The organism is Paenibacillus sp. Marseille-Q4541 (assembly GCF_018310695.1).
GTDB lineage: Bacteria > Bacillota > Bacilli > Paenibacillales > Paenibacillaceae > Paenibacillus.
In genome coordinates this window covers 316842-338220 of record NZ_JAGXCY010000001.1, presented here as the reverse complement: position 1 = coordinate 338220, position 21379 = coordinate 316842, and the positions used below count along the sequence as shown (strand labels likewise).

20 protein-coding genes are annotated in these 21379 nt (G+C 42.1%); 13 read left to right on the top strand and 7 right to left on the bottom strand.

The features are described from left to right. A complete protein-coding gene (locus KFT32_RS01660; RefSeq protein WP_211745355.1) occupies nucleotides 1-525 on the bottom strand; it encodes a type 1 glutamine amidotransferase domain-containing protein in 525 nt (174 codons plus the stop codon). A 242-nt stretch (nucleotides 526-767) separates the two neighbouring features. On the opposite strand from KFT32_RS01660, the gene KFT32_RS01655 reads away from it, so the two are divergent. The 4 genes from KFT32_RS01655 (at nucleotide 768) to KFT32_RS01640 (ending at nucleotide 3633) form a co-directional block, all read left to right on the top strand. After that, nucleotides 768-1211 carry a hypothetical protein gene (locus tag KFT32_RS01655; protein WP_211745354.1) on the top strand — a complete coding sequence of 148 codons (444 nt, stop codon included), beginning with the start codon at nucleotides 768-770 and terminating at the stop codon, nucleotides 1209-1211. A 204-nt stretch (nucleotides 1212-1415) separates the two neighbouring features. Next, nucleotides 1416-1763: a bacillithiol system redox-active protein YtxJ gene (ytxJ, locus tag KFT32_RS01650; RefSeq protein ID WP_211745353.1), complete on the top strand. Its 348-nt coding sequence runs from the start codon at nucleotides 1416-1418 to the stop codon at nucleotides 1761-1763. 91 nt (nucleotides 1764-1854) lie between these two features. Continuing rightward, a complete protein-coding gene (gene ccpA / locus KFT32_RS01645; protein ID WP_211745352.1) occupies nucleotides 1855-2859 on the top strand; it encodes a catabolite control protein A in 1005 nt (334 codons plus the stop codon). Nucleotides 2860-2934: 75 nt separating this feature from the next. Beyond that, nucleotides 2935-3633 carry a 5'-methylthioadenosine/adenosylhomocysteine nucleosidase gene (locus KFT32_RS01640; protein WP_211745351.1) on the top strand — a complete coding sequence of 233 codons (699 nt, stop codon included), beginning with the start codon at nucleotides 2935-2937 and terminating at the stop codon, nucleotides 3631-3633. Nucleotides 3634-3711: 78 nt separating this feature from the next. On the opposite strand, the gene KFT32_RS01635 is transcribed toward KFT32_RS01640, so the two are convergent. Next, nucleotides 3712-4344, bottom strand: a complete 633-nt coding sequence (locus KFT32_RS01635) for a GNAT family N-acetyltransferase (protein ID WP_211745350.1) — start codon at nucleotides 4342-4344, stop codon at nucleotides 3712-3714. 236 nt (nucleotides 4345-4580) lie between these two features. On the opposite strand from KFT32_RS01635, the gene acsA reads away from it, so the two are divergent. After that, complete coding sequence (gene acsA, locus KFT32_RS01630) at nucleotides 4581-6305, top strand: acetate--CoA ligase (RefSeq protein WP_211745349.1); 1725 nt, start codon at nucleotides 4581-4583, stop codon at nucleotides 6303-6305. Nucleotides 6306-6467: 162 nt separating this feature from the next. Here the strand turns inward: acsA and KFT32_RS01625 are convergent, their stop codons facing one another. After that, entirely contained in the window at nucleotides 6468-9560 is a 3093-nt protein-coding gene (locus KFT32_RS01625) for a transglycosylase domain-containing protein (protein WP_211745348.1), read from the bottom strand. Nucleotides 9561-9938: 378 nt separating this feature from the next. Next, nucleotides 9939-10541 carry a 30S ribosomal protein S4 gene (gene rpsD / locus KFT32_RS01620; RefSeq protein ID WP_211745347.1) on the bottom strand — a complete coding sequence of 201 codons (603 nt, stop codon included), beginning with the start codon at nucleotides 10539-10541 and terminating at the stop codon, nucleotides 9939-9941. Between the two features lie 485 nt (nucleotides 10542-11026). On the opposite strand from rpsD, the gene KFT32_RS01615 reads away from it, so the two are divergent. The 5 genes from KFT32_RS01615 to KFT32_RS01595 all read left to right on the top strand — a co-directional run bounded on the left by KFT32_RS01615 (nucleotide 11027) and on the right by KFT32_RS01595 (nucleotide 16015). Further along, a complete protein-coding gene (locus tag KFT32_RS01615) occupies nucleotides 11027-13027 on the top strand; it encodes a sensor domain-containing diguanylate cyclase (RefSeq protein WP_211745346.1) in 2001 nt (666 codons plus the stop codon). Between the two features lie 99 nt (nucleotides 13028-13126). Continuing rightward, nucleotides 13127-13966 carry a hypothetical protein gene (locus KFT32_RS01610; RefSeq protein WP_211745345.1) on the top strand — a complete coding sequence of 280 codons (840 nt, stop codon included), beginning with the start codon at nucleotides 13127-13129 and terminating at the stop codon, nucleotides 13964-13966. Nucleotides 13967-14101: 135 nt separating this feature from the next. Further along, entirely contained in the window at nucleotides 14102-15217 is a 1116-nt protein-coding gene (locus KFT32_RS01605) for an aminopeptidase (RefSeq protein WP_211745344.1), read from the top strand. Nucleotides 15218-15333: 116 nt separating this feature from the next. Beyond that, nucleotides 15334-15579 carry an HPr family phosphocarrier protein gene (locus KFT32_RS01600; protein WP_211745343.1) on the top strand — a complete coding sequence of 82 codons (246 nt, stop codon included), beginning with the start codon at nucleotides 15334-15336 and terminating at the stop codon, nucleotides 15577-15579. A gap of 139 nt (nucleotides 15580-15718) precedes the next feature. After that, nucleotides 15719-16015, top strand: a complete 297-nt coding sequence (locus KFT32_RS01595; RefSeq protein ID WP_211745342.1) for an Fpa/YlaN family protein — start codon at nucleotides 15719-15721, stop codon at nucleotides 16013-16015. 68 nt (nucleotides 16016-16083) lie between these two features. Here KFT32_RS01595 and cax read toward each other — a convergent pair whose 3' ends face one another. Next, nucleotides 16084-17145, bottom strand: a complete 1062-nt coding sequence (cax, locus tag KFT32_RS01590) for a calcium/proton exchanger (RefSeq protein WP_211745341.1) — start codon at nucleotides 17143-17145, stop codon at nucleotides 16084-16086. 197 nt (nucleotides 17146-17342) lie between these two features. On the opposite strand from cax, the gene KFT32_RS01585 reads away from it, so the two are divergent. Continuing rightward, nucleotides 17343-17705, top strand: coding sequence for an Asp23/Gls24 family envelope stress response protein (locus KFT32_RS01585; protein WP_211745340.1), 363 nt, complete (start codon nucleotides 17343-17345; stop codon nucleotides 17703-17705). 105 nt (nucleotides 17706-17810) lie between these two features. Here the strand turns inward: KFT32_RS01585 and ftsW are convergent, their stop codons facing one another. Both ftsW and KFT32_RS01575 read right to left on the bottom strand, forming a co-directional pair. Next, a complete protein-coding gene (gene ftsW / locus KFT32_RS01580) occupies nucleotides 17811-19079 on the bottom strand; it encodes a putative lipid II flippase FtsW (RefSeq protein ID WP_211745584.1) in 1269 nt (422 codons plus the stop codon). Between the two features lie 15 nt (nucleotides 19080-19094). After that, entirely contained in the window at nucleotides 19095-19442 is a 348-nt protein-coding gene (locus KFT32_RS01575; protein WP_211745339.1) for a YugN family protein, read from the bottom strand. A 201-nt stretch (nucleotides 19443-19643) separates the two neighbouring features. On the opposite strand from KFT32_RS01575, the gene KFT32_RS01570 reads away from it, so the two are divergent. Both KFT32_RS01570 and KFT32_RS01565 read left to right on the top strand, forming a co-directional pair. Next, nucleotides 19644-20780, top strand: a complete 1137-nt coding sequence (locus KFT32_RS01570) for a M20 metallopeptidase family protein (protein ID WP_211745583.1) — start codon at nucleotides 19644-19646, stop codon at nucleotides 20778-20780. Nucleotides 20781-20895: 115 nt separating this feature from the next. After that, nucleotides 20896-21327 carry a CBS domain-containing protein gene (locus tag KFT32_RS01565; protein ID WP_211745338.1) on the top strand — a complete coding sequence of 144 codons (432 nt, stop codon included), beginning with the start codon at nucleotides 20896-20898 and terminating at the stop codon, nucleotides 21325-21327. The last annotated feature ends 52 nt before the right edge of the window (nucleotides 21328-21379 follow it).

Here is a 21379-nt window from a genome sequence, read left to right as displayed (position 1 = left end):
TTATTTTTCCGCTAGCAGATCGCAGAATGCTTTTCCGTAAGGGGGGAGATCTGGAGGTCTGCGTGCGGAGACGATATGTCCATCGGTAACGACAGCTTCATCTTTCCATATTGCACCAGCATTTTCCATGTCATCTCGAATACCTGGGGTTGAAGTTACTGTAACACCTTGCAAAATCTTGGCGGATATCAATACCCAGCCGGCATGACAAATTTGTCCGATAATTTTCTGGTCTGCGTTCATTTCCTGAACGAGCGAAATCACTTTCGGGTATCTGCGAAGTTTGTCCGGAGCCCAGCCACCAGGAACAAGGATTCCATCATAGTCCTTGCTATTCAGCTCGTCAAAGCTATAGTCTACCTTGGCAGGGACCCCGTACTTACCTACATAGGTCTTATCTTTTATTTCTCCAGCCAAATGAACTTCGGCACCTTCTTCGCGCACGCGATGTACAGGATACCATAATTCCAAATCTTCGAACTCTTCATCAACGAGAGCAATTACTTTTTTTCCAGTCAGTCTCATTTCTTTCCTTCACTCCTTTTCTTTATTTACTTTCTAGTGTAGCGGAGATGGGACCGAAATGCCAAATGTGCTATTTTTGAATTTAATCTAAAAATATAATGTGACTAATATCATAGATATAACAATATAGTTATGGAAAATAGTACAATGCCCGTACTGGCAGGATTTATGTTACATTAGTCGAAGAATTATGTAGAAGAAGCACGAACCTTGAATGAGACAATGTTACAGGCGGTGGTCCTATGCGCAGATGGTGCAATTGTAAACAAACGATGAACCTCGAGCTACGTACAGTCATTTTTGCCAAAAAGATTGAAATTAAAAATGTTCCTGTCTTTTCATGCATGTCTTGTTCGACTTATGAAGTACTTAAACCGGTCAAGGCTCATTTAACCGAATATCTTCAAACAATAGAGCAGCCTACGAACTATCAAGTCGTTATGTTCTCTGAAATGAATGAAGTAGCCAATCTAATTTGTGATTTATGTAATAGGAAGCCGGAACTTGACTCAGATGAGCTAGCAAATGTAATGGATGCCTACAAACAGGAGCGTATTAATTTGCTTCTTGATGTATATCAATGTGCTCTTCAAATGGAGGATAAGCCATGGATGAAGGATATCCAGCGAAGACTAGAACAGCTGTCACAATTTCGCTTTGAAGAACATTTTTCTGAAGCGGGTTAAAAATGCGTCACAAAATGTCTGGAAATTAGCTTTTCTCGTTATTTTTTGTTACTATGTTGTAGTGTAAGATTTTCTGAAAAGAATGAAAACACGACAAAAAGCGATTTCTCATGTATTTACATGGAGTCCCTTTACATTCAAGTAATCATCATTTTCTTGTACGATCCACTGGCTGCTGAACTTATGAAAGGGGATGTATATGTTATGAAAACGTTGACAAGAATGACTTCTATAGAACAATTAAATGACGGTATCGCATTATCTTCGGAAGTACCGCTTTTGTTATTTAAACATAGCACCCGCTGTCCGATCAGCGCGCATGCGTATGATGAAGTATTGACTTACTTGCAAGGTCATCCTGCGGATAAAGTAAACTATAGTATCATCTATGTCGTCGAAGAGCGCAGTATTTCTATGGAAGCTGCGGAACGTCTGGGTGTGAGACATGAGTCTCCACAAGCAATTCTTGTGAAAAATGGATCACCCGTATGGCATACTTCTCATTCCCATATAACTTCAAGCGGCTTAAGTGCGGTTTTAAGCGAGTCTTAGAGCCTGTTTTATTGCATGTTGCAATCATATGTCGTATCATAATTTTAATTGAAAATGAAATGAAAATTTATTGCAAATGGAGAGAAGGAATGTGACGGTAACGATCTATGACGTAGCACGCGAAGCCGGAGTTTCTATGGCAACGGTTTCTCGGGTAGTCAACAACAACCCTAACGTTAAACCTCAAACACGTAAAAAAGTTTATGAAGCAATTGAACGCTTGGGCTATCGTCCTAACGCAGTAGCAAGAGGACTTGCTAGCAAAAAAACGACAACAGTAGGAGTCGTTATTCCAGATATTTCGAACTCGATTTTCGCCGAGATTGCTCGGGGAATTGAAGATATTGCCAATATGTACCATTACAACATTATTTTGTGTAATGCGGATAAGAAAAAGGAAAAAGAGATTCGTGTTATTAACACACTGCTTGAAAAACAAGTGGACGGGCTTCTCTTCATGGGTGGAACAGTTACGGATGAACACATCCAAGCTTTCCAAACTTCTGCTGTTCCTATCGTACTTTGTGCAACGAGTGATGAAAAAGGAACATATCCTTCCGTTGACATTGACCATGAGTCCGCAGCATTTGATGCAGTAAGTACACTCGTTCGTCATGGGCACCGTGAAATTGCTATGATCAGTGGAACGCTTCAAGATCCTGCGAATGGTTATGCTAGATTCCAAGGGTACAAGCGTGCGCTTGAAACTGCTGGAATTGAATATCAGGAAGATTTAGTTCGTATCGGGAATTACCGCTATGAGTCCGGAGTAGAAGCAATGAAGTACTTCTTGGGTCTCAAGAAAAAGCCAACGGCTATTTTCTCTGCCACGGATGAAATGGCAATAGGTGCGATTCATAGCATTCAAGATGATGGCCTAAAAGTGCCGGATGACTACTCTATTATTAGTGTAGATAACATTCGCATGGCTTCGATGGTACGTCCACAGCTGACTACAGTTGCGCAACCGATGTACGATCTAGGTGCAGTAGCAATGCGACTACTTACGAAACTGATGAAAAAAGAAAACGTCGAAAATCCGCGTGTTATTTTGCCGCACGAAACCATTTTGCGTTTATCTGTTAGCCACGTGTAATTTTATGAAATCCAAAAAGCTCCGGTTATTCGGGGCTTTTTTGCCGATTAAACAAGTAAAGGGGATATAATCATCATGACAGCTACAATCGGTCTCATGGGAGCCATGAATGAAGAAATCGAACTTCTTCTGGCAGGGATGCAAAATGTGAAACAGTATACATATGCAGGTATTAATTACGCTGAAGGAGACATTTATGGACAACATGTAGTGGTCTGTAAATCTGGCGTAGGTAAAGTAAATGCAGCAGTAACCACACAAATGCTTATTGAGAAATTTGGGGTTTCCCGTGTTATTTTCACTGGCGTAGCTGGTGCAGTTCATCCAGAACTTGAAATCGGAGATATTGTAGTGTCCACCTCTTGTATTCAGCACGATATGGATGTAACTCCGCTTGGATTTAAACGCGGGGAAATTCCTTATCAGGAGGTATCAGCATTTCCGGCAGACCCTGAGCTTGTAAGTCTAGCAGTGACGGCTTGTGAGCAGCTTACTGTACCATTCCGTAAAGGGATTGTATTGTCTGGTGATCAGTTTATAGCGAGTAAAGAGACCGTACAACGACTCTATGAAGAACTAGACGGTGCATGTGCGGAGATGGAAGGGGCAGCAGTAGCACAAGTATGCTACATGAACGATGTTCCTTTTGTTATTTTGCGCGGGATGTCGGACAAGGCAGATGGTTCCGCCCATGTTAATTTTGCTGAATTTACGGTGAAGGCTTCACATAAATCCCATCGTATTGTTGAATCAATGCTTCTTCAGCTAAGTTAATCAACATACGATTTCAGAGTTTACTTGTAAAAAAAGAGACAGAAACCATCCGATGTAATCGGAGTTTCTGTCTCTTTTTTAATACATATAGCGCTGCCTGAATCTTACTTTATCAAATTGCTCCTTAGAAGAGAGTGGCACGTTTTTACCAATACGGACCATAAGGCAGTTCGCAGGATGGGCACAAATTTCCGGGTCATCGGTAGCATACCATTCCATTTGGACCGTCTTCATTAGTTTCTCCATCATCTTGCGGTAATCCCACACAGAGAGGCCGCTTCCCTTAAGATCCCAATGCCAGTAATATTCCGTTGTAAATACAATATAGTTCTCCATTTGGTCGTTCTCAAAAGCAGTTCTGATCAAAGTTCTACCAATACCGTAAGAACGAAATTCATCTGCAACCTCAATGGCACCGAGCTCAATCAAATCTTTCATATTTCCTTCAGACCAGCGCTCCATTTCATCAGGATAATGAAAAGTAACGTATCCAATTATCGTTTGATCCACGCGGGCGAGAATGATTCTTCCTTCGTCTAGCGCTGCAATTTCAACCAGTGCTTCGTGCTGTTCTGTGGGTCTTCGAAAAGCGTCGAGGTCCGGGTGCATCTCGTAACTCTGCAAAAGGTAGGCAGGGACAGGGCCTTCAACAACAATCTCCCGGCCGTTCCTACGGAAGGAATGGACATTGTGCTGTTTCATATGTTCCATCAGTTTGTTCATGCTCCTTTTACTTGTTATACCCTACTTATAGCAAATAAATAAAAAAATGAAAAGGAATAGTATCATAATTGGAATTTATGCTATAATAATCCAGACATAAATTTTTCACAATTCAGTGATTATTCCCACAGTATGTATGCAGATGGTATCGAATTTGCAATTTTGTAAGCGCTAACGGACTTGTACATTGTGAAGATGTAGCTTAGGGGAGGCTCGGATAGACAATGGGTCAAATTCAGAACGAATTCATCGCGACTGTCGCAGAGCGAAGTAATCTAGGAGATTACGATCAGGCTCGTGATCAGTTTAGTTGGGAAGAAGTTAAGAAGCATTTTACATGGAACGAGACAGGAAAGGTTAATATGGCTTACGAGGCAATTGACCGGCATGTCGAAGAAGGGCGAGGTGCGAAAACCGCACTTTTGTACAGTGATGCTCAAAGAGATGAGAAATATAGTTTTCTTGATCTGAGCGAAGCATCTAATCGATTTGGAAATGTACTACGCAAATATGGCATTACGAAAGGCGAGCGCGTCTTTATTTTTATGCCAAGAAGCCCTGAACTTTACATTGGTTTACTTGGTATTATTAAGGTTGGAGGGATTGTAGGCCCGCTGTTTGAAGCATTTATGGAAACTGCGGTAAAGGACCGACTGGAAGACAGTGGTGCCGTTGCTTTAATTACAACCCCAGGATTGTTGTCGCGTATCAAACGTGATGAGCTACCACTCTTGAAGCATATTTTTGTTGTAGGCGGTGGGGAACAGCAAGAGGAAGGGCTCGTTGATTTTGATGCAGAGATGGCAGAGGCTTCGGATTCACTTGAACCAGAATGGATGACGCTAGAAGATGGTATGCTGATTCATTATACCTCTGGATCTACAGGTAAACCAAAAGGGGTATATCATGTACAGAATGCCATGCTTCAGCATTATTATACAGGTAAGGTAGTTCTCGATTTAAGGGAAGATGATATTTACTGGTGTACTGCTGATCCAGGTTGGGTAACGGGTACGTCTTATGGAATTTTTGCTCCATGGTTAAATGGGGTAACCAATGTTATTCGCGGTGGTCGCTTCAGTCCGCAGGACTGGTATCAGACAATTGTGAAGAACAAGGTGACAGTATGGTATAGTGCACCTACTGCCTTCCGTATGCTTATGGGTGCTGGTGAGGATGTTATTAACCAGTTTGATCTGTCCACACTGCGCCATGTGTTATCCGTAGGGGAACCTCTTAATCCCGAAGTTGTTCGTTGGGGAACCAAAGCCTATAATCAGCGAATTCATGATACATGGTGGATGACAGAAACGGGTGGGCAGCTCATTTGTAACTATCCGGGAATGAACATCAAACCAGGTTCAATGGGGAAACCAGTACCAGGAATTGAAGCAGCTATAATTAACGATCAGGGAGAAGAGCTTCCACCGTATTCCATGGGGAATCTTGCAATCAAAACGCCTTGGCCGTCAATGATGAGAAAGATTTGGAATAATGAAGCGAAGTACGAAGAGTATTTCCGTATCCCAGGATGGTATATCTCGGGAGACTCGGCCTATATGGATGAAGACGGGTATTTCTGGTTCCAAGGCCGTATTGATGACGTAATCAATTCATCTGGTGAGCGTATTGGTCCATTTGAAGTAGAGAGCAAGCTAGTAGAGCATCCTGCGGTTGCAGAAGCTGGTGTCATCGGTAAACCGGATCTCGTAAGAGGAGAAATCATCAAAGCGTTTGTCGCCCTGAGAGAGGGATATGAACCTTCTCAGGAACTTAAGGATGAGATCTATCGATTTGTAAAAGAAGGACTGTCAGCACATGCTGCGCCTCGCGAAATCGAATTTAAAGAGAAATTGCCGAAGACAAGATCTGGTAAAATCATGCGAAGAGTACTCAAAGCATGGGAGCTGGATTTGCCTACGGGAGACCTATCTACAATTGAGGATTAATAGGTTGTATTTTAACCACATATAAAGGAGCCGTCCACGTACTCTTAGTTAGCTACGTGGACGGCTCTATTTCTCATAAAAAAAAGGTCGAGCAAGGTATGTACCCTTGCTCGACCTTTTGTCTTGTCTTCCCCGTTATAATCAACGGTTTACTATTAAGATCTAATTTCCTACACTAACAGCTGCGGAATGAGGCGATTCGCCAGCTGCATTAACAGCAGCCACACGGAAAGCGCCTTTGGCTTCCGCATTATTATATTTAAAGGAAGTGAAACTTGCTGATCCCACTAGATTAAATGGTTCCTGACCTGTTTCGCTGTAGTATACATTAAAGCTAGTTACTCCTTCTTGAGCAGACCAGCTAATCATAATGCCTTGATCTGTAACCGCAGCAGTAACTCCACTAGGAGCAGCAGGTACAGCATTGGCTGGTGGTTGTTCTGTATTGTTTTCTCCATCGGAATTATCGTCTGGATCGACGACTTCTCCAGGAACTTCAATAGAACCTCCATTATCATCATCTGGTGTTTCTTCTGGCGGTACAGGTGGAGTAGTGGATTGACTACCGACAACTGCACTTGGCGCCGATTCTTTTCCTGCAACGTCAACAGCGACGATGTAGAATTGAGCACCACTTCCAGCATAGGAAGAGAATGTCGTTGAATTACCAGCGAGCACAACTTTGCCTTGGTTCTGGAATGGACCGCCATACATACTGCGATACAGTCTGTAACCGACGACATCGCTTGCTCCGCTTGGATTAAAGGTGATCACTGCATTATCATTATTCACGCTTATTCTGACATTGCCTGGGGCGTCAGGAGCGCTACCATCATCACGACGTGGATCGACTTCTTTAGGCATCTCGTCATCCGCATCTGTTGGCAAGTAATAAGAAAGTGATTCGTGTGAGCTCATTTTCTTAAATGCAGCTTGAAGTTCTTTAATGAGATCAGAAATCGGACGTTTCCGTTTAATAACGGTCTGTTCTTTAAGCATATCCGAAGGCGTCTCATCTCTTGGAATATAGTTTACACCGTTATAGGTAATATACTTGGCTTTACCAACGGCATCGTCGTATTCTGTCGGTACAAATTTGGTATTGAACATATCCGTAACCAACTTATCTGTAGCCGAAGTAGGAAGTTTACCACTGTATGCCGACACGGTTTTCGTAGTAATTCCATCTGGCTTTGTAAACGATTTGGTTGTAAACAAATCAGGTTCCGTATCAGAAACTTGACTCATAATTTTCGCCCACAGCTTGCGTGCACGTTCTTTCTGAGCTTTGGTTTCCAGAGTGTTCTCCTGTGTTTTGTAACCAACCCAAACCCCAAGGGTAACATCGGGAGTGTATCCCTGGAACCAAACATCACCGTAGTTTTGCGTGGTTCCGGTTTTACCAGATATCGCAATATCACCATATTTATTAAAGTTATCTCTGACAACTTTACCTGTTCCATCTGAAATGGCAGTACGAAGCATATCTGTCATGAGATAAGCCGTTTGTTCTGAGAACACTTGGGTAGGCTCAGCTTTATGGCTATAGACAATGTTACCTTTGTAATCCACAATTTTTTCGATCATATAAGCATCATTGAATACACCATTATTAGCAATTGCACCGTAAGCATTGGTCAATTCTTCTACGGTTACACCATGGGTCAGACCACCAAGTACACCCGTAGTAGCGTTGGCGTAATCATTTTCGGTAAGCGTAGTAATTCCTAGACTCTTAGAGAAGTCCCATGCTTTTTCCATACCTACTTCTTCATTAAAAAGTTTCAGAGCAGGGACGTTAAGTGACTGATTCAGCGCATATCTTGCTGTAACAAGTCCGCTGTATCTTCCATTACTATTTTTCGGAATATGATATCCTTTGCTGCCGTCTTTCAGAATAATCGGCGAGTCATCAATGATGGATGCCGGTTGGATTAGCCCCTCTTCGAGTGCTGGTAGATAAGCAGCAATCGGCTTCATAGCAGAACCTGGTTGTCTTACCATCTGAGTAGCATAGTTCATATTCTCTACGTTAAAGTCACGACCCTCGATCATACCGAGAATTTTCCCTGTTTTATGATCGATCATCATAGAAGCAGTCTGTTCTAAACCTTTGTTTTCATCATAGGCAGAGAAGTTACTGTCATCTTCAGCAATGGAGCGCATTGTTTTGTATACATTTTTGTTAATCGTCGTATATACACGGTATCCGCCGGTACGCAACTGAAGCTGTGCTTGTTCCAATTGTTCAGTGGTTGTACCGCCATTTTGTGCTGCTTCTGGATAGAGCACATCAATAAGTACCTTCGCTGCTTGACGCTCCGTTTCCAGCATGAGATAAGGGTAAGTGTTGTACGCTTTGGCTACTTTTGGAGCAAGCGAAGATTTGATATCAAACGCTAGTGCCTCATCATATTCACTTTGTGTAATCTTGCCAAGAGCCAGCATGCGTCCAAGAACGCGCTCTTGTCGTTCAATGGCATTATTAAAGTTCTTCTCGTTGAAATCCCCTTTTCCGTTAAAAGCAGAATAAGAAGAAGGGAGCTGCGGAAGGCCTGCTAAATAGGCAGCTTGCGCAATGTTCAAATCATTCAGATCATTAATATTAAAAATGCCCTTGGCAGCGGCTTTAATGCCATACACATTATATCCGCTTGATCCATTTCCAAAAGGAACCTTGTTTAAATAGGCTGTTATAATTTCATCTTTTGTCAAAAATCTTTCTAGACGAAGGGATAATAACATTTCCTTTACTTTCCGGTCCTCTGTTTTGTCTAGGTTCAGAAACACCCGTCTAGCTAATTGCTGTGTAAGTGTACTTCCTCCAGTTTGTACGGGTTCATTCAGTACCCGTTCTTTAACTGCACGCATTGTTCCTGTTATGTCGACACCTTTATGTTCATAGAATGAATCGTCTTCAATTGATATAACTGCGTCAATTACCTTTTGAGGAATTTCCTCAAACCCTACAATTCGCCGATCTTCCTCGGTCCGAAGTTGACCAATGGGAGACCCGTCTGCAAAATAAGCAAACCCCGTCAGTGCATTTTCCCCTACAGCTTGCTCAATGGCAGCTCTTGAGCGGACAGGTTCGTCTTTTACAATAGAAGCTATGTAGCCTGTTAGTGCGCCCCCTGCAAATAGGACACCTATGATGCCAAGTACGAACGCCCACTTCGCAAAACTACCCAACCTGCGTAAAAAACGATTGCGGGAAGGCTTTTCTTCAGGTTTTTTATTCTGATCATCAACCATCAAATGCTTTCCTCCTTTTAACAGGCATTATTATAGCATAAATTGAGCCATTTGAACCCCCGCAAATGGTGGTAAGGCTCGGAAATTGACATCCTTGCTCGGAATGTGTTCTATATAATAGCAAAAAATAAAGAAATCATGTTTATTTATGGTGTAGCATTACCCTATACCCCATAGTCTGATACGAATGCAACTTCACATCATAGTCATAATGTTCCTCCTATCAAGGGAAAAAATAGAAGGTAGGCGCTTATAATAGAGAAGAGCACCCATCTCCCTAAGGATTTGGGTGCTCTTTACGTCCGAATTGTAAAATCTCTTTGTATATAGTAAATCCCCTGGCCAGAAGCACAGGGGATTTAAAGCTTGACTCAGATCTTAACGGTTGTAGAACTCGACGATTTGTTTTTCATCGATATCTTGAGAAAGCTCAGCGCGTTCTGGAAGACGGATGAATCTGCCTTCAAGAGCTGCTTCGTTGTACTCAATGTAAGCTGGAAGATGTGAACGGTTTTCAATTGCTTCTTTAACAGAAGAAAGACCGCGGCTTTTTTCACGAAGACCAATTACATCACCAATGTTTACAGCGTAAGAAGCGATGTCTACTTTTTTACCGTTAACAGTAATGTGTCCGTGAGCTACCAATTGACGTGCGCCTGCACGGGAGTTAGCAAAACCAAGACGGTAAACCAAGTTATCAAGACGGCATTCAAGTAGGAACATGAAGTTCTCACCAGCAATACCTTGCATTTTTTGTGCTTTAGCGAACAAAGTACGGAACTGCTTTTCACCCAAACCGTACATGTGGCGCAATTTTTGCTTTTCTTGAAGTTGCATACCGTAGTTGCTGATTTTTCTCCGTTGGTTAGGACCATGTTGGCCAGGAGGGAAAGGGCGTTTTGCCAATTCTTTACCTGTACCGCTGAGAGAGATGCCGAGACGGCGACTTAATTTAAATTTAGGACCAGTGTAACGTGCCATGTTTAGAGTAACTCCTTTTATTATAAATTATCAGATGGGGCTCTATTTGCGCCGCTTTTTGTTTCGTATAACCTGTTTAGTAGGTATACAACCGATTGAAAAGTTCAGCCGCTGTCCAATCAGCAACAAAGAGCTGTGAGGGTGACACAACGTTACGCCCAAATTAAAGACCATTACAGTCTTGTTCAACAATATATATTATATTAAATTAGAGTACGAAGTCAAGAGAAGTGAAAAAGTAGAATTTCGTCTTATTTTGTCGATAGGTCATAGGACCTAAAAATATAGTACCAATTTCTTTAAAAATGATGCAAACTACTAGTAAAGAGAGTAATATAAGATTGTATCTTAATTTTAAATTTTCAAGTACTTTAATAAAAATATGTTTTTAAGTATCCATATGGAGACATGAGTTATGAATCGACCATGCCTTTTGGCTGCTGCTCATCTCTTTGGGCTTGCCATTGGTGCAAAGGAGCGCCTATATGACAGAACAATTACATAAATCTTTCTATAATGCAGGGAATATGACTCATTCATCTCAGGGGATCCAAACCTATGAACCTCTACTAATACACGAAGAGCAAGGCTATTGGAATGAAAATGATGAGTGGATGGATCATCTTGATGTTAGCGCTTTTGATTCTGCATATATTGACCGTTTACTCCGAGAAGCTTTTAAAGAATGGAACCAAGAGGTAAAGTCGATTCCTTCTTTACAGCATTCGATCATATCTTTGTGGAATAGTAGTAAACTCTGTTTGGCAAAAAGTGGTGAAAACTCCCTACCTATAAAGGAAGCGGTTTTTCACACGATCGAGGAAGAACATACGAAAATTAGACTTTATCCCAGGCTAGTATCAGTAAAAGAATTCGAACGATACGATCTGTATATGGTGCCGCTTCAGACACGCACGGACGGGAAGCAGCTTGGTTTGTTGTGTGTGGCTGTTCCCGAAGCTCGTGAAGGATTAGAAGAAGTACTACAGGCAGGCAAACTTTTTTTTCAGTCTAGCTTTTATCGACATTTTGAGCACCTATTCTTGTCTGATCTCCTTCATATTCATAAACTGACTGAAAAAGAAAATAGACGCCGTTCCATTTTGTTTCAAATTGTTCAGCGTATGCATGACCGCATGGACGTTCAGTCTGTTTTGGAAGAAGTGTTTGATAGTGTAGCTTTTCTTTTTCCAGCAGCTCGTCTTACGTTATACATGTCGCAAGATGGGATCACGGACGACCCTAGAGTCAAGCCACTATATCTACAGGGACAATACAACCCCGTATGTGCACGTGCTTACACGGAAGAGAGATTTATTTCTCAACCACTAGGGAAAGGCGAGTTTGAATTTGGTATTCCGTTTCGAGGGAAACAGGGGACGTATGGTGTATTTCATATTGAAGCTCCTCAAGAATTAATTGAGGATGTGGATATACAGCTGATCGTCATGTTGGCGGATACAGCTGGAAATGCATATGAGAATGCCAAAATGCATGAGCAATCAAATACACTTATTCAGGAACTCCGTATGATTGACGAACTTACCAAACGTTTGAATCAAAGTTTGCAGCTTGCAGACATTTATGAGTATGCTGTGCAACAGCTTATGCGAATTTTTAAGGCCAAAGCTTGTTGTATCCTTCAGATTGATTCTGAAGATCAGCAATTTCGTGTGCTTAATTCAAGCCTGCCTTCGCTGAAACATGAAAAATTCCCTCTATGCGGAATTAGTGGAGAGGTTTATCGTACAGGTGAACCTTTTATTATATTTGATTATGAAAAATACAGCGGCCCTAGTTCTGTCTTAATGGATGATACTGGATCAATGTCGATGATGGCTGTACCACTTCGCATAAACGGACAGGTCGAAGGTACGATTTTGGTTTCCCACCAGAAGAAACAATTTTTCTCTTATGACAATTTTCGGTTTTTGGACATGCTTGGTGTTCATATTGGACTTGCCGTTACGAACGCAACGCTCCATGCCGAAGTGAAGAGACTCGCAACAGTAGATGCCCTAACCGGTTTATACGTAAGACACTACATGGATCGAATGATTGAAGAAAGACAGAATAGCGACTTCTGTGGTTCCCTTATCGTTATAGATCTAGATCATTTTAAGCAAGTGAATGATTCTTATGGACATCAAATTGGAGATACGGTACTCAAACAGGTGAGTGATGTCATTCGCTCCAATGCAGATTCTGATGATCTTTGCGCAAGATGGGGTGGGGAAGAACTGGCAATCTATCTACCTCAAATTAGTGCCCAGCAAGCACAGCAAATTGCTGAAGCTATTCGAATTCAAATCCCTGAACGGACCTCCCCATCGATTACGGTTTCTTGCGGAATTGGAGAATGGTGCTGGCTTGATGACCAAGTCAGCGTGGAATCACTGTTTTATCGTGCGGATATGGCATTATATGAAGCTAAGAATAGCGGCAAGAACAAAGTATGCATCGAAAATAAAAATTCACACAGATAATGAGCGCTCCCTTTGAAAGAAGAGAGGCTCTTTTTTTTGGATATAAGCTGCTTCCGGAGGCAAACCTAACGACAAATGAGATGAAAGGTTGGGTTTGGTATGCGTTTACTACCATATCGTTTCTTGATTTCTGTCTTATGTGCTGCTGCTTTGTTCGGAGGAACAGGATGTACTTCTCGGTTTCAGGATGACCCGAAAGAAATCTTTCAACGTGCATTAACGGGCCTAGCGGGTAAAGAAGAAATGGTGTTTAACGGGGAAGGTGGAATCCGTACTTCTGATAAAGGGTTATTTGAACATCAATTTCAATACTCAGGTACATTAACAAATCATAACAAGTTGGTTATAGAAAGTCGGATCGTTCCCGGCAGCAAAGCAGCAGGGTTACAAATAGATACAGGCAAGTCTGACAACAGAGCGCGTTCATTAACGTGGGTAAGGAAAAACAAAGAGTGGCAGATAGAGTCAATAGATGGACATAAGCCTGCGACGAATCGTTTTAATCCACTGGGGCAACTTGAAGCCATTGAGCAAATGAAGAACAACACTTTTCGTTTGGAACAAGGAACACCTATGGGGAAACAGATGGTCCGAATTGAACTTGCAGGGGAAGAGGCGATTATACACGTTAGGAATCAGCTGAAAGAAGAAATGAAGGATCTTCAGAACGAAGTTCCTACTTTAGCGAGTTCAGTGCCTGAAGAAAAACGTAAGGAGTGCTTACAAGAGCTGAATACACTATATGACAAACAAAATAGATTACTTGATGACAAGCTAAATAAAGCAAAAGCCACTTCGGTTTATCATGTCTTAATTGATAAAAAAACGAGTCTTCCCTTGAGGTTTTCATCAGAAAGTACGATTAACTATAAGAAAGAAGAAGGAAAGGTGCATAAAGAATTACTAGTGACTGAGGTTTATTTTGATGGCTATAAATAAAACTGATGCTATTTTTATGTAGATACTCGATCTGGATAGAAGGTGAAATGTATCCCAATAGGCAAACTGAGTGATACAATAAGAATGTTAATCCACTATAGAAGCTTTGAAACTTGAAGGAGGTAACACACCACTATGAAAGATCCAAGAATCCAGAAACTTGCCCAAAATTTGGTCGGATACTCTGTGAATGTACAACCAGGAGAAAATGTACTCGTTGAGATGATCGGCTCAGAACGCGATCTCCTTAATGCAATTATTGATGAAATCGGTAAAGCAGGCGGTAATGCATTTGTTCAATTGACAGATAAAACCGTACTTCGTGCGACACTTAAAAATGCAACAGAAGCTCAGCTCAAAACCTGGGCCGAGATTGATCTGAAACGGATGGAACTGATGGATGGCTATATTGGGATCCGTGCAGGCGAAAATGCGAATGATCTGGCAGATGTGCCTGAAGATAAAATGAAAATGTATAACGCAATATATTCTCATCCCGTACATAGCGAAGAGCGCGTGAAGCGTACCAAATGGGTTGTCCTGCGTTATCCTAATGCCAGTATGGCGCAACTTGCCAACACTAGTACTGAAGCATTTGAAGACTTCTACTTCGATGTATGTAACCTCGATTATGCCAAAATGGACAAAGCACAAGATCCACTTGCTGACCTGATGCGCAGAACGGATAAAGTCCGGATTGTCAGTCCTGGAACTGACCTTAGTTTCTCCATTAAGTCCATTGGTGCAGAAAAATGTGCCGGGGAGAAAAACATTCCAGACGGCGAAGTGTATAGCGCTCCCGTTCGTGATTCTGTGAACGGAACAATTAGTTACAATACGCCTTCCCTATACAACGGTATCACATTTGAAAATATCAAGTTCCGTTTTGAAAACGGCAAAATTGTGGAAGCAACAAGTAACGATACGAAACGACTCAATGAGATTCTAGATTCCGATGAAGGAGCTCGTTATATTGGTGAGTTTGCTATCGGATTCAATCCGCACATTTTGCATCCAATGAAAGATATTTTGTTTGATGAAAAAATTGCAGGAAGTCTTCATTTTACTCCAGGTCAGGCATATGATGTTACAGATAACGGTAATACTTCATCCATTCACTGGGATCTGGTATTGATCCAGCGTCCGGAATACGGCGGTGGCGAAATTTATTTTGACGATGTTCTCATTCGTAAGGACGGAATTTTCGTTATCCCTGAACTGCAAGGATTGAATCCAGAGAACTTAGTTTAAAAAACGTTCCATCCAACAGGGCAATGGAAAATTTGGTTGCTAAGAAAGCGGATTCAATGTATATTGTTAGTGGTTATATAGAATAGAGATTCTTAACACTAGACGGAGGGATTCCTATGTCGAATAATAATGCGGCAGTAGTGGAGATTGCTCAAACGGCGAGCAAATTCTCTTCTTCCATTGTGCTTCATTCTGGCACAAAGTACATTGATGTGAAGAGCATTCTGGGTCTGTTTACAACGCTGGTTGGAGGCAAAACCTATGAACTTCATGTGCATGGACCGGATGCAGATGAGGCTAAGAAGGAAATGTCTGAAGTTTTTGAAAAACACGGACTTACTGTAACGCTTGTAGAAGAATAATTGCGAGCAGGAACAGAAGCGCCTTTGCCGTTCACGGCAAGGGTGCTTTTTTTAGATGCTTCTTGTATTGAGAACGGTTTTCGTCTAATATTAGAAGTATATTGTCGTACAAGATTCTGGACGTAGGGGGGAAGAGTGCATGACTTCATCAGATCTGCAAGAGCAACTTAATTCCAAAGCAATCCGTCTTCTTGAAGAAGATGCAGATAAAATACAGAAACTGATTCAAGTTCAGATGGAGAATCTGGCAACCCGTTATTGCCCTCTCTATGAGGAAGTGCTGGATACGCAAGTATTCGGTTTTTCAAAAGAGGTTGATTTTGCAGTTCGTGCAGGTCTCCTTCCGGTCGGTACAGGCAAGCAGCTGGTTAATAACCTCGAACGTAATCTTGCTGTCCTGTATGAGGCACTTAATAAAAAAGGGAACCAGGAGTAGGTCTCCTGGTATCTTCTATAGAAGCATGCATAGTGGAGATGCATGCTTTTTTTGTGTATAAGTACACTCTAGATTAGGAAGAACGATACACCAAGGATAGCGTATACGGCCATAAGCAGAAGTCCTTCATACCAGTTGGTCGAACCATCTTGAATAATGGATTTAGCGATAAAGACCGCAACTCCAATCGCAACAAGTTCTATGGTAGTAAATACGATGTCCATCGTGTTTCCGAAGAAAAAGCTGGTGAACACGAGCACGGGTGCAACAAACAACGCAATTTGCAAACTGCTTCCTACAGCAATTTCTACAGCTGCTCCCATTTTATTTTTCATGGCGAGAAGGACAGCTGCACTATGTTCTGCTGCGTTACCTACTATTGCGACAAGGAAGGCACCAACAAAAATTTCACTAAGGCCAAATCTCACTGTGAGCGTTTCAAGTGTTCCAACGAGCCATTCACTGACAAAAGCCACCATCACCGTAGCTAGAATAAGATACGTGATGGATTTCTTTTTGGACCATACTGGCTGCTCGTGAGCTTCTCCCTCGTTAGCGGCTACGTTGTCAGCAAGGATGTCCTTATGCGTTACCATAGAGAAAATAATCCATGCGATATAAGCAACTATGAGAATACCGGCCACAATCAGACTAAGGGTCTGAGTTTGGGGAACGGTAATGGTATGAGTATTGAAAAAAACGGCTGGCACAAAAAGTGCGATCACCGCAACAATCATTAGAGAGCCATTCATTCCGGCAAGGGATTGATTGAAGTTCTGGATTTTAAACTTCGTTCCTCCGAGAAAAATGCTAAGTCCGAGTACAAGTAACAAATTCCCGATAATAGAACCAGTCAAACTGGCTTTCACCATGTCATAAAGTCCTTCTTTAACGAGAAAGATAGCAATAATGAGCTCAGCTGCATTTCCGAAAGTTGCATTTAAAAATCCGCCGAGCCTTTCTCCTGCATAGTGAGCAACATGTTCCGTTGCTTTTCCAAGAAAACCGGCCACAAAGACAACAGCAATGGCGGAAAGGACGAACTGAACAAGCGGATCAAAATGAAGGTAGTGGGAAGCAGCACTTAGTAAAAATGTAATGACCAGTAGAGAGGTTCTAACTTTACTCATATGTATACTCCTTTTAAAATTGACTTAATGGGTATAAGAAATGAAGAGGAGAAACGCTCCACTACAATATTCCCCCATTTTCATCAATTATGAATCATTTGACATATAATTGCATCAGAATTCACATGTCACTTTTATTTGCAATTTGGGGGTCAAAGGCATTAAAATATCTATAAAGAAGCAAAGGAGGATATGGCATGGCAGAGCAGCTCAAAATCGAAACAGGCGACATCCGGATATCCAATGATGTTGTAGCTAAAATTGCTGGACTCGCAGCATTAGAGACGCCAGGAATCGCAGCAATGTCCGGAGGATTGTCCGAAGGCTGGGCCAAACGCCTCAGCGGAAAGAATGTCCAAAAAGGTGTTACTGTAGAAGTAGGATCAACGGAAGCAGCCATTGATCTCCGTATTATTGTTCTTTACGAGACACCTATTCATGAAGTATCCCGTATGCTTCAGCAAAATGTACGTGAAGCGGTAGAAAGCATGACCGGACTTCGCGTCGTTGAAGTGAATGTAAAGGTAGAAGGCGTTTCCTTCCGTGGCGACGAACAATAAGACTTGTATCTTACAATTTCAGATATTTCAACCTTGATAATGAATGGCATGACAGCCACATAAAAAAGGACAGTCGGTAATTACCAACTGTCCTTTTTTATATGTTTATCGTGAGGAGCGGCGTTTTTGCTTATTCCTCGTGACGAGTGCAGGAGAGGGACGTTCCTCGGTTACGGTTCGGACGGATTTGACCGTCTCTTGAGACGTCTCCAAATTGTTTTCCCGGGAAATACTAAGCATGATCCCGATACTTGTCATTGTTACGAGTAGAGAGGTTCCTCCATAACTGATAAAAGGAAGCGTTACCCCTGTAAGAGGGATTGTTTGGGTAACCCCACCGATATTAATGAAAGCCTGGATTGCAATAAGGCCCATAATACCGACACCAACGAGCGTACCGAAGATGTCCTTGCACCTGAGCGCAATCGTAAACCCGCGCCAAATGAAATAAATATAAATAGCGAGGAAAATAAAGGCGCCAATGAATCCAAGTTCTTCTCCGATAACAGCAAAGATAAAATCATTAAAAGCATTGGGTAAATAATGAAGTTTGATAACCCCTTGTCCAATTCCAGTACCTGTAAAGCCACCTGTTCCAATTGCAGTAAGTGAGTTAACCAGATTATAGGAAGCTCCCGACTCATCGTGAAAAGGGTTCAGGAAGGATTGAAAGCGTGCTAGCTTATAGCTGCCGGAACTTCCAGATATATTACCGGACATCAGATCTACAAGATAGCCAGCACCTATGACAATTCCAGCTCCAAGAATAAGGAGTCCGATGGAACCCATAATGTGTTTCATGCTTGCTCCGCCTGCATAAGTAATGAGTCCACACGTTGCAACCAGGATAAAGGTAGACCCGAAGTCGGGTTGCAACATGATGAGTCCAGCAACGAATCCGACGATAATCATAACTGGGATATATCCGGTTTTGAGATCACGGAAACGCTCGCCCTTCTTCGTAATCAGAGCAGCCAAATACAGGATGATTGATATCTTGGCAATTTCCGAAGGTTGCAGAGTCCCAATTCCGATATTAAACCAGCTTCTGGCATTGTTGATTTCTACCCCTACGATTAGAACGGCAACGAGCATTAGAATTGTAATTAGAAATAAGGGTTTATATAATTGCTTGTATTTGGTAAAAGGGATATTCATGGCAACGAACATGCCAATAACGCCGAGTACGGCAAAGACCACTTGTCTTTTCGTGTAGTAGAGAGCGTCATAGTTGTTATTTTCAGACACGAGGGCAATGCTGGAACTCGAACTGTAAACCATGACCAGTCCGAAGCCGACCAACAGCAAGGTGAGGATCAGTAGCTGAAAATCAGGCAAACCTTTTCTCTGAGGCCTAGCTGTGTTTTTTTTCATAGAGTTCATATTAGCCTAAGCTTCAAGCAGTTCCTTGAGTTGTTTTAATTTCTCGTTAGCTACATTCAATACAGGAGTAGGGATTTCACTCTCATACTCTAGTCCATGGGGGAATGTTGCTCTTCCGAGATATACCGCTTCTACGGAAAGAATGGTGTCTGGTTTTTCTAGTTTGCCCTCGATTGCCCGTGTATTAATACGTAAGAAATATTCGTTTTTTGTCTTGTTGTCCTCAATTTTGTAGTCGTATGTAGCACGATAATATTCCCACTGCCAACGAATAAATCCGACCTTCTCGGCACTTTCGTCCAAGTACGCCAGATCACTTTTTAAACCGTCCAGGCCTGTGTTTTCAAAAATCATTGACGACAATACCTCCTTATATAAAAAACTCCCTTACATTTCTAGTTTCATATTAGTATGTTTCCTCTACATGTGCAAGCTTTCCATAACCTCCCATTTCATATCGTTTACGTATAAATTCTGCTACAATTATAGAAGAAATCATTTGAAGGGGTGGAGAGCGTGAATACAGTGCATACCTATGAAGAATGGCTTGGCAAAATGATAGAGTGGAGACGTTATCTTCACCAGCACCCAGAGCTTTCTTTTCAAGAGTCTCAAACCTCTAAGTTTATTGCTGAACATCTGGAATATTATGGACTTGAAGTGATAACGAATGTAGGAGGCCACGGTGTGATTGGCATTTTGCAATCAGGACGTTCAGGCCCTGTAGTAATGCTGAGAGCTGACATGGATGCTCTTCCCATTCAAGATGAAAAAACAGTTCCCTATAAATCACAAGTGGATGGCGTGATGCACGCTTGCGGACATGATGGACATGTATCAACATTGCTGGCAACGGCCGGGTATATGAGTGAGCATAAGGAAGACTTTACTGGAGAAATCAGGTTTTTATTTCAGCCTGCCGAGGAGCTTCTCCCGGGTGGGGCGGCCAAAGTGATTGCGAGCGGAGCGTTAAATGAAGTTGACGTCGTTTATGGCATTCATTTGTGGACTCCAATCCCAGTGGGGACGTATGCGAGTACTCCAGGTGCCATGATGGCTGCCGCAGATGATTTTTATATTCAGCTTACAGGCAAGGGCGGCCATGGAGGCGTACCCCAAACGAGCATTGATAGCATTATTGCCGGATCTGCCCTCGTTTTACAAATGCAAAGTGTAGTGAGTCGTTCCGTTGATCCATTGCAGCCTGCCGTGCTTACCATTGGAACAATTCAAGCTGGATCTGCCCAAAATGTCATTGCCGAAACGTTCAAAATGAGTGGGACTGTCCGCACATTTGATGAAGAAACGAGATACATTATGAAGGATCGAATACATACATTAGCTCAACAGATCGCTGCCGCGTACGGAACAGAAGCTGAAATCGAGTACATTATGGGTTATCCGCCTGTCGTTAATGATGAGAAGGAAGCAGCACGTTTTTTTGCGACCGCGTCAAAAGTGTTTGGGGCAGAAAGAGTGGCTGTGACACCAAAAATCATGCCTGCTGAAGATTTTGCTTATTATCTCAAAGAGAAACCGGGCTGCTTCATGTTTGTGGGTGCGGGTAATGAACAATTAAATGCAGTTTATCCGCATCACCATCCAAGGTTTGATTTTGATGAGAGTGCTATGCTGGATGCGATGAAACTATTTATTCAGATGACGCAAGACTATCTAAAAGAACACGCTTAAATAAAGTCTCGTCATTTGCGGGTGAAGAGAATGCTGTTTGTCCAATTGGGTATTCTAACAGAATGCTTTTGGGTTACAGTTGTTAGATCCTATGATGATGAGGAGTATGCACCTAATGAAAAAGTATGTTTCCGAAGTGATGTCCACAAACATTATTCCGGTTTCCATGGATAAGCATGTGTATGATATCGCGCTGAATATGAAAGAACATGATATTGGATTTATTCCCATTGTAGAGACGGAAGATCACCGTAAACTGGTTGGTGTCGTGACGGATCGTGATCTTGTTCTACGCGGGATTGCATCCAAACACCCAGGTTCTACGAAAGTAAGTGAAGTGATGACAAAAGACGTAATTACCGTAGATTCGAAGGCATCTGTAGATGCCGCTGCTGATATTATGGCTAAGCATCAAGTAAGAAGGCTGCCTGTCGTTGACAATGGACAACTGGTAGGGATTTTGTCCCTTGGAGATCTGGCAACACAATCTCCTTTCGAGGACAATGCAGGTATCGCCTTAACGGACATTTCAGCACACACTCATTAATATTTCGGAACCTGATGAAGGTCCTGTATACTATCTTAGGAACACAAGAAAA